Here is an 8,392-nt window from a genome sequence, read left to right on the forward strand (position 1 = left end):
CTGCGCGATACCACGATTGCCAATATCGCCCTGTTGATAGAGGGGAGATGGTTCACCCCCGAATCTCCGCTTTTGGAGGGGACGACACGTGCACGGCTGATAGAGGAGGGATTTCTCACTGCGGCTTCGCTCACCCCGAAAGATATTGAGAAAGCTACCAAAATCGCACTCATGAATGCGATGGTAGGATTCGTTGAAGTCGAAAATGGTATAATTTCCTAAAAAACAGGTCTAAACTCATGTTATTCGATATTATTAAAAGCTCTTCATTCGCACGATTGATGGAAAATCATCTCCGCGATATGCTTATTTATCTTTTCGAAAACGACCAAAATTTCGGCATACTATGCAAAATTGATCATGTGACGTTTGACCCGCCGCTCCCTAAACATATCAACGATGAGTTTCGCGCCATGACGTTGTTCTTTTTAGCGGGATACACGTTTGAGAGTGCCCGAATCGATAACGATATATTGATTTTTGAAGCGGGATTCGGTCAAGAGAATATCGGAAGCTTTGTCTCCGTTCCGTTGCTCTCGATCGTACAGATCATTATCGATGACACTCCGGCGTTTGTCAATCTCGCGCTTCCGCAAGAACAACATCCGATTATCAACATAGACAAACATGAAGGGGTTCAGAATTCAATGAGCGCTCTGCTATCGAATCCCGAAAATCAAAAGTTCTTGAAGAAAAAATAGTATCGTCATACCCAAAGGGCACAAGAACCTCTTCGAGGTCCTCGGGCTTGACCCGGGGATCCATCTTAAAACCGAACTGGATTCCCGCCTTCGCGGGAATAACGTATTAGAGTTTTAATCCTAATAGATACGTGACTACATTGTCGATAAATGCATCGTGTTTACGCTCTTTGCTGTAGGCGATGTAGAATTTGCGTTTGATTTTGTAGTTTTTGATACGCGCTTCAAACAATTTCCCCTCTTCCACTTCATCTTTGATCACATGGCGGGACATTACCGATACGACAGGACGAACGGCATCTTTAGGTGAACGCATCAACGTCTCTTTGATCGCGGTAGAACTCGCAACGACACCGATAACGTTAAACCCTGAACAGGCAACCCCGATCTCTTCGAAAATCTCTGAGGTGAGTTTACGGGTGTGTGAATTCTCATCACGGCAGATCCAGTCAAATTTATACATATCTTCTTTACGGAGCTGTTTCGGGATCGGCTGATTGGAGAAAATAACCAACTCATCCTCTTCCCACTCACGGTAGATCAACCCCTCTTTAAATACCGGCGATTCGATCAGAGCAATATCGATCTTTTTATCAAGCAATTGATCGACGATCTCTTCGGAAAATCCGACACGAATATGGACTTCGTTATTGATTTTCTCTTTAAGCTGTCCGATATAAGACGGGAGCACATAGTTTCCGATCGCATACGACGCACCGACGATGAATGTGAACTCTTTGTTGATGATTTTAAGGAGCTCTTTTTCACTCGATTGGATCGCTTTTTCCAGTTTGGTTGCGATACGGAAAAGGTCTTCACCCTCTTTGGTCAGTTTGATTCCGTTCTTTTTACGTTCAACGACACGGGTATCGAGATAATCTTCGATAAATTTGATCTGCTGGGTAACCGCAGGCTGAGAAATACCGAGTTTAGCCGATGCTTTTGAAAAACTTTTTTCTCGAACCACCGTCAAAAACGTCATAAGTTTGGCAAAATCTTTTAACATAATAATTCCTATAAGTTGAATGAATAGCCGTATTATAACTCGCAATTATAACCAATGCAAGAGTTTCAGACTATTTTTTTGTCCAATTTGACAAAGGAATTTAAAAAATAGAAAAGTTGGGCTATAATAAATTAACTATTAATACAATCAGGGTGATAACGGTATGGATGAAATTCTCACAGGCCTCAATGAAGCACAACGCAGTGCGGTCGAACGGATCGACGGACCGTTGCTCATTTTGGCGGGTGCGGGAAGCGGAAAAACCAAAACGATTACAACTCGCCTTGCTTATCTGCTCGATCAAGTAGGAATCCCTGCAGGCAATACGCTCACTCTCACCTTTACCAACAAAGCGGCCAAAGAGATGAGAGAGCGGGCGATGGGGCTCATCACCCAAAACTCGTATCCTCCACTGCTGTGCACCTTTCACAAATTCGGTCTGCTGTTTTTAAAATTTCATATCCATTTGCTCGGTCGTGCCAATAATTTCGTCGTTATCGATACCGATGACAAAAAAAAGATCATCAAGAAGATCAATGCCGATCTCCCCACGGCACTCATCGCTTCGGAGATTTCGCGCTATAAAAACTCACTGATCGATCCGCAAGAGGCATACGCGCAAGCCGAACTCACCAACTATAAACACATTGCTAAAATATACGAAGAGTACGAAGCATATCTGCTCAAAAACAACCTCGTCGATTTTGATGATTTGCTCTGTCTCACCTATAAACTGCTTGATGAAAACCCTGAGCTTTGCACCCAAACGTCCGAGAAATACCGCTACATCATGATCGATGAGTACCAAGATACCAATGAACTTCAGCTCCGACTCCTCCAAAAACTCTGCTCAACCCACAACAATCTCTGCGTCGTAGGGGATGATGACCAGAGTATCTACGGTTGGCGCGGGGCACATGTCCGCAATATCCTCGAATTCGATCAAGATTTTGCCGACGCGATGGTGGTCAAATTGGAGCATAACTACCGCTCAACCCAGCCGATCCTCACCGTTGCCAATGCCCTGATTGAGCACAACCGTTCCCGCTTGGGCAAAACCCTTATTGCTACCAAAGAGGGGGGAGATGACGTTCAAACTATCACCTCCAACGACGAAAGCGAAGAGTCCCAAAAGATTGCCAAAGCGATCAAAGGACTGATAAATCAAGGGATACGCCCCAACGAGATCGCCGTCTTGTACCGTATCAATGCCCTGAGCCGATCGCTCGAAGAGGGGCTAAACCGCGCGGGAGTCGCCTACAAACTCGTCGGCGGATTACGGTTTTATGATCGTGCCGAGATCAAAGATCTCATCAGCTATCTACGGGTCATCACCAACATTCATGATAATTTTTCCCTTAAACGGATCATCAATAAACCGAAACGGGGATTGGGAAAAGCGACCATCGATAAAATCGAGCTCTCTTCCATCGAGGCGGAAAAGTCGATGTTCGAATTTATCTCTACTCTCAGCGACAGTGAGCTCGAAGGGTTAGTACGGAAAAAAAGTGCCACCGAGCTACGCGATTTCGTCGCTGAAATTCTCGAACTTCGCCGTGTTGCCGAAGAGGCGATCTACCGATTCATCGATCTGCTCGAAGAGCGTTTCAAGATCAAAGAGACCCTCAAAGGGCTCCCCGACGAAGCGGAAAAAATCGCCAATATCGACGAATTCTACGGTCTCTTTCGCGATTATGTCAAACAAAATCCGGAGAGCTCGCTCGCGGAGTTCCTCAACGACATCACCTTGCAAAGCGAGCAGGATCAAGTCGAGGGGGAGAGCATCTATATCATGAGTATCCACGCCTCCAAGGGGCTGGAATTTGAGCACCTTTTCGTCATCGGATTAGAAGAGGGATTTTTACCCCTCATCGGGGATGGGAGCGATCTGGAAGAGGAGCGTCGATTAGGCTACGTCGCCTTCACCAGAGCCAAGAGCAATCTCACCCTCTCCAACGTTAATAGCCGTTTCTACAAAGGGCGCCGAACGGAACTCCAAAAAAGCCGCTTTATCAACGAAGCAGGATTGTGCGAGGGATCCCTCATCTTGGAAAAAAATACCTCATACAAAAAAGGGGACTTGGTACGCCATAAAATCTTCGGTGCGGGACGGGTCGAGGGGGTTAGCAAAGCGGGACGCGAGTTCAAACTCAGTATCAATTTCGGCGGCAATAAAAGAGAGATCCTCGCCTCATTTGTCGAAAAGCTCTAATCCGTTATGAATCGTCTTTTCGTCGCCTACAAACCCTCCGGTATGAGTTCCAATCAGCTCTTAGGCAAATTAAAACGGCGCTACGGTGTCAAAAAAGCGGGCTATTCGGGAACCCTCGATCCGTTTGCCAAAGGGGTTTTGATTATTGCATTCGGCAATCACGGACGACTCTTTCGTTTTTTGAACAAAACCCCAAAACGATACCGAGCAACCCTCTGGTTGGGAGCCTATTCCCCTACCCTAGACATCGAAAAAATCGAAACGATCAGCGAAACCCAGCCTGTCAGTATCGATCAGATAGAAACACTCTTTCAATCTCTCGTCGGGGAACTCACCTATCTCCCGCCCAAATACAGTGCCAAACGGATAGACGGGCGCAGAGCGTATGAATTTGCCCGAGAGGGGAAGGAGGTCGATTTACGTGAAATCACCTCTACTATCTATGATCTTAGCCTTGTTCACTATTGCCATCCGTTTGTCACCTTTGAAGCGACCGTCTCCGAGGGGAGCTATATCCGCTCACTCGGAGAGATCATAGCATCTCGTCTCGGATACGATGGCGCACTCACTGCATTGGAGCGGCTCAACGAGGGGCAGTTTATTTTTGAAAATGAGCGCTCACTTGATATAAAAACCTCCCTCTCAATTCCCAAAAACCGCTATAATGGCACAATACAAACAATCCTTTTAGGACAACCGCTAAACGTAGAGGACTTCGATCTTCAAGGTGCCGGTACCTATTGGATCGACAACGGTGAGACAATCACCATCTTTGAGATTACCTCCGAGGGTGTCCGATATATTCTTAATAAGGTTGAAGCATGCTGATTCTCTCTCGCAGACCCGAAGAATCGATCATTATCGCCGATACAATCACGGTCAAAGTGGTTTCCATCGAAAAAGGTGTGGTGAAATTGGGAATCGATGCCCCTCATAACATCCGAGTGTTGCGAAGTGAATTGGTTCGCGCGGTTGAAAACTCCAACAAAGAGGCATCGTCTCATCAAGATGAGTCACTCCTCCAACAACTCGCTCAAAAACTACGCTTATGATGCGTCACCGCGCTTACGCTAAAGTCAATATTTTTCTCAAAATTACCGGAATGCGGGGAGATTACCATACCCTCAGTTCTCGGTTTATGCGGGTCAGCACCCTTTTTGATACCCTTTGGTTTGAAGCTAAATCGACCCCTGAATTTGAGATACGGGGCAATTTTGACTGCGAAGTCCACTCCAACACCATCTACAAAGCCTATAAATATCTCCAAAGCACCACCCGTTCCGACAAACTCTCCACTTTTTTCGAAAACCACGCGATATGTGTCGATAAAAAAATCCCCTCCTTTGCCGGACTCGGCGGAGGAAGTTCGGATGCGGCAACTTTTTTACGAATGTGTAATGAAGAGCTTGAGTTGGGACTAAGTGTTGACGAGCTGGCAGAGATAGGCTCATCCGTCGGTGCGGATGTCCCTTTCTTCGTCTACGGCTATGAGAGTGCGAACGTCAGCGGGATCGGTGAGATCGTCGAGCGCTTTAACGAACCGCTTATCGATTTTGAGGTTATTACCCCTCAGCTACAGATCAGTACCCCATCCGTTTATCGCTACTACCGTGAGCATCTCTATGCCCCGATTAGCTCCGAAGAAGCCGCAAGATTAGAATCAACCCCTTCACGCGATATTCTCGCTTCTATGAGCCCTAAAGAGGCAAATGATCTTTACCCTTCTGCACTTGGGTGCTATTGCGAACTCACGGAAAAAGAGGGATGGTTTTTTTCGGGAAGCGGAAGCAGTTTTTTTAGACCTGCATTACACTAGATCATAAAAGAGATTCCGGCACAATGTGCCGAAAATTATTTACTCGCGGTTTCGGTAGGTTTTGGTTGTTTGATCGCAATATTTGCATTACTTGCCAATACAACCATATTTTTACTCAATGCCGCTTGATTATTCAACATAGTCGGTGTTTCACTCACAACATCTTTGAGCTTTGGAAGGTCCCCCGCGTATTGAAGCGCCGATTTTGGACTAGCTACAATCGTTTTTACAAGCTCTTTTGCTTTATCTCCTGCCTCTTTTTCTCTAAATGAAACCAACAAAATATCGCTAATAGCCGCACCTAATTTGCTTTTCTGATCGTTAGACAATTTTTTTGCTTTTGTACTCACATCTTTGCTCTCGCCGAGTGCCGTAGCATAGAGCATCTTCTCTTGATTCAGTTTTGCGATAGCCGGCACTTTTTCATCATCGCTCAATTTATCGATCGCTTTGGTTTGATCTTGCCATTTAGACAATTGTTTTTTATCCCCCAACATCGTGTTGATCAAATCCACTGAAGCGGTTAGTGTGCTTTTTGACTGATCCATGGTCTCAAAAATGGTCTGCATCTCGGTTGCCGTTCCATCAGGTTTACTATCCCCCATCAATGACCCTGCTAAATCTCCAAACATCCCTGCGTTCAACGCAGACGCCAACAAAATTGAAAATACGAATGATTTGCGAATCATACAAAACTCCATGTATTAAAATATGTTCAATTATATTTCATACTTTCTTAATAACACCATAAATAATAAATATTTGTTTTAATTAATTATCAATTCATCTCTTTCATTAAAAGAACAAGGGAACATACGCTATCATTTGATAATTATTTTTCAAGGATCAATGCGTGGGTGAAAATATCGCCACCAATAAAAAAGCTTTTTTTGACTACTACATCGAAGAGAAATTCGAAGCGGGACTCGTCCTCAAGGGAAGTGAAGTCAAAGCCCTTCGAGCCGGACGCGTCAACCTCAAATACGGATTTATCAAAATCGTTCGGGGTGAAGCATTCGTCTTCGGTGTTCATATCGGAGTACTCGATACCACTCATCACTATTACACCCACGAAGAGCGCGGAAGCCGTAAACTCCTTCTGCATAAAAAGCAGATCGATAAAATGTTCAAAGCAGTGGAGAAAGAGGGGTTTACGCTGGTTCCTCTGAGTATCTATTTCAATGATAAAAATCTTGCCAAGATGCAAGTCGCCATCGTCAAAGGTAAAAAGCTTTACGACAAACGGGACGATTTAAAAGAGAAAAGTCTCAAACGGGACATGGAACGGGCACTCAAAGGGGAATAAATGGTAGAGTTACACGAACTTCATCTAAAAGACCTGCAAAACCCCATCCACCCCTCCCTCTATGAAGCGTATGGCGAATATCAAATCTTGATTCTTAGGCTCCCAGAACTATGGGAGGGAAAAGCCAATATTCTTGCCCTCCGTTCCAATGAATTTTGGAAGACCAAGGGGAGATTTTTTTCCTACCCTTTCGTCATCGTGGGAGAAGAGATTTATTTTTATGATAGAAAACTAGGAGAGCTAACACATTTTGAGAATGGGTTTAAAGATCTCTATCACTTTTTAGATGAGAAGATCGATGCTTACATGGAAGACATTGAAATTGCTCATGATAAAATTGCTTTTATTGAAGAGAGTCTCTACAAAAAACAATCATTTAACCCCATGGAGAGATGGCATATTCTCAAAAAAGAGCTATCTCGTACCGAACGTGTTATCATAAAAGCGGTGGACATTTTCGAGCGGTTCGTCACTAAACACAATTTTACCGAAACCAATCTGCTTAATGAGTTTAATGACTTGCATGAGCATCTAGAACGTTCACTTCGTTCAACGATTGCTGCCAATACACAGCTCGATGACATTTACCGTTATCACAACATCCAAACCAATGATCGACTAAACCGCAGTATCTATCTCCTTACGATTATATCGGTGATCTTTTTGCCGCTTAACCTTGTTGTAGGATTTTTCGGTATGAATACAGGTGGGTTACCGTTTCAGCACCATTACGGCACACTCGATGCTTTTATCGCTATGATTGTTTTTGCGGCTGTATTAACAATTGCAGTTCTGTGGAAAATTAAAAAATATTAAGTACGTTAACTCTAAAGAATAAAAGGGGAGAAAAAGGTGCTGCCCAAAAGAGCAGCGAGGAGATTATTTGCGGCGGATTTCTTTGATACGCGCTGCTTTACCTGCAAGATCACGAAGGTAGAACAATTTCGCACGACGTACACGACCACGGCGAAGAACTTCGATTTTCTCTAAGCTATCGCTGTAGATTGGGAATACACGCTCGATACCAACACCGTTAGCACCGATTTTACGTACAGTAATAGTACGGCCAGTACCTTCTCCACGGATAGAGATACAGATACCTTCATAATTTTGAACGCGTGATTTTTCACCCTCGGTAATGGTTACTGCCAAACGAAGTGTGTCACCTGCGCGGAACTCAGGAACGTTTTTGCTAGCGATTTGCGCTTGCTCGAAACTTGCAATGTACTTATTTTTCATAAGATGTCCTTATTTTATGCTTTTGAAGCTGCTCCGGTCTGAAGTATTTTGTTTTGCATTCAGACAGAGACGATTTTAGTGCACGAATTTTACTGTGATTTCCCTTTAAGTA

At 44.4% G+C, this 8,392-nt stretch carries 11 protein-coding genes; 8 read left to right on the forward strand and 3 right to left on the reverse strand.

Going from position 1 to position 8,392, the window contains the following annotated elements:
• Together VFW36_RS10990 and VFW36_RS10995 are read left to right on the forward strand one after the other, a co-directional pair.
• Positions 1–222, forward strand: a 222-nt coding sequence (locus VFW36_RS10990) for an aminotransferase class IV (protein WP_329658859.1), incomplete at its 5' end; no start/stop codon positions are given.
• A 17-nt stretch (positions 223–239) separates the two neighbouring features.
• Positions 240–701, forward strand: a complete 462-nt coding sequence (locus VFW36_RS10995) for a hypothetical protein (protein WP_329658860.1) — start codon at positions 240–242, stop codon at positions 699–701.
• 106 nt (positions 702–807) lie between these two features.
• Here the strand turns inward: VFW36_RS10995 and VFW36_RS11000 are convergent, their stop codons facing one another.
• The gene (locus VFW36_RS11000; RefSeq protein ID WP_329658861.1) at positions 808–1,707 is read right to left on the reverse strand and encodes a LysR family transcriptional regulator; all 900 of its coding nucleotides are present in this window, start codon (positions 1,705–1,707) and stop codon (positions 808–810) included.
• A gap of 163 nt (positions 1,708–1,870) precedes the next feature.
• On the opposite strand from VFW36_RS11000, the gene VFW36_RS11005 reads away from it, so the two are divergent.
• From VFW36_RS11005 to VFW36_RS11020, 4 genes are read left to right on the forward strand one after another with little or no spacing between them, the layout of a single operon-like run.
• Positions 1,871–3,919, forward strand: a complete 2,049-nt coding sequence (locus VFW36_RS11005; protein ID WP_329658862.1) for an ATP-dependent helicase — start codon at positions 1,871–1,873, stop codon at positions 3,917–3,919.
• 6 nt (positions 3,920–3,925) lie between these two features.
• Positions 3,926–4,747, forward strand: coding sequence for a tRNA pseudouridine(55) synthase TruB (gene truB / locus VFW36_RS11010; protein ID WP_329658863.1), 822 nt, complete (start codon positions 3,926–3,928; stop codon positions 4,745–4,747).
• The gene (gene csrA / locus VFW36_RS11015; protein WP_329658864.1) at positions 4,741–4,971 is read left to right on the forward strand and encodes a carbon storage regulator CsrA; all 231 of its coding nucleotides are present in this window, start codon (positions 4,741–4,743) and stop codon (positions 4,969–4,971) included. The genes truB and csrA overlap by 7 nt, the downstream gene beginning before the upstream one ends.
• Positions 4,968–5,735, forward strand: coding sequence for a 4-(cytidine 5'-diphospho)-2-C-methyl-D-erythritol kinase (locus tag VFW36_RS11020; protein ID WP_329658865.1), 768 nt, complete (start codon positions 4,968–4,970; stop codon positions 5,733–5,735). The genes csrA and VFW36_RS11020 overlap by 4 nt, the downstream gene beginning before the upstream one ends.
• Before the next feature lie 35 nt (positions 5,736–5,770).
• On the opposite strand, the gene VFW36_RS11025 is transcribed toward VFW36_RS11020, so the two are convergent.
• Positions 5,771–6,424, reverse strand: a complete 654-nt coding sequence (locus VFW36_RS11025; protein ID WP_329658866.1) for a hypothetical protein — start codon at positions 6,422–6,424, stop codon at positions 5,771–5,773.
• Positions 6,425–6,588: 164 nt separating this feature from the next.
• Here VFW36_RS11025 and smpB point away from each other — a divergent pair, with 164 nt between their 5' ends.
• Both smpB and VFW36_RS11035 read left to right on the forward strand, forming a co-directional pair.
• Positions 6,589–7,041: an SsrA-binding protein SmpB gene (gene smpB / locus VFW36_RS11030; protein ID WP_329658867.1), complete on the forward strand. Its 453-nt coding sequence runs from the start codon at positions 6,589–6,591 to the stop codon at positions 7,039–7,041.
• Positions 7,042–7,857 (forward strand): CorA family divalent cation transporter, encoded by an 816-nt coding sequence (locus VFW36_RS11035; RefSeq protein WP_329658868.1) that lies wholly within the window; start codon positions 7,042–7,044, stop codon positions 7,855–7,857.
• A gap of 63 nt (positions 7,858–7,920) precedes the next feature.
• On the opposite strand, the gene rplS is transcribed toward VFW36_RS11035, so the two are convergent.
• Positions 7,921–8,280: a 50S ribosomal protein L19 gene (gene rplS, locus VFW36_RS11040; protein ID WP_329658869.1), complete on the reverse strand. Its 360-nt coding sequence runs from the start codon at positions 8,278–8,280 to the stop codon at positions 7,921–7,923.
• Between the last annotated feature and the right edge of the window lie 112 nt (positions 8,281–8,392).

Source organism: Sulfuricurvum sp., assembly GCF_036279695.1.
GTDB lineage: Bacteria > Campylobacterota > Campylobacteria > Campylobacterales > Sulfurimonadaceae > Sulfuricurvum.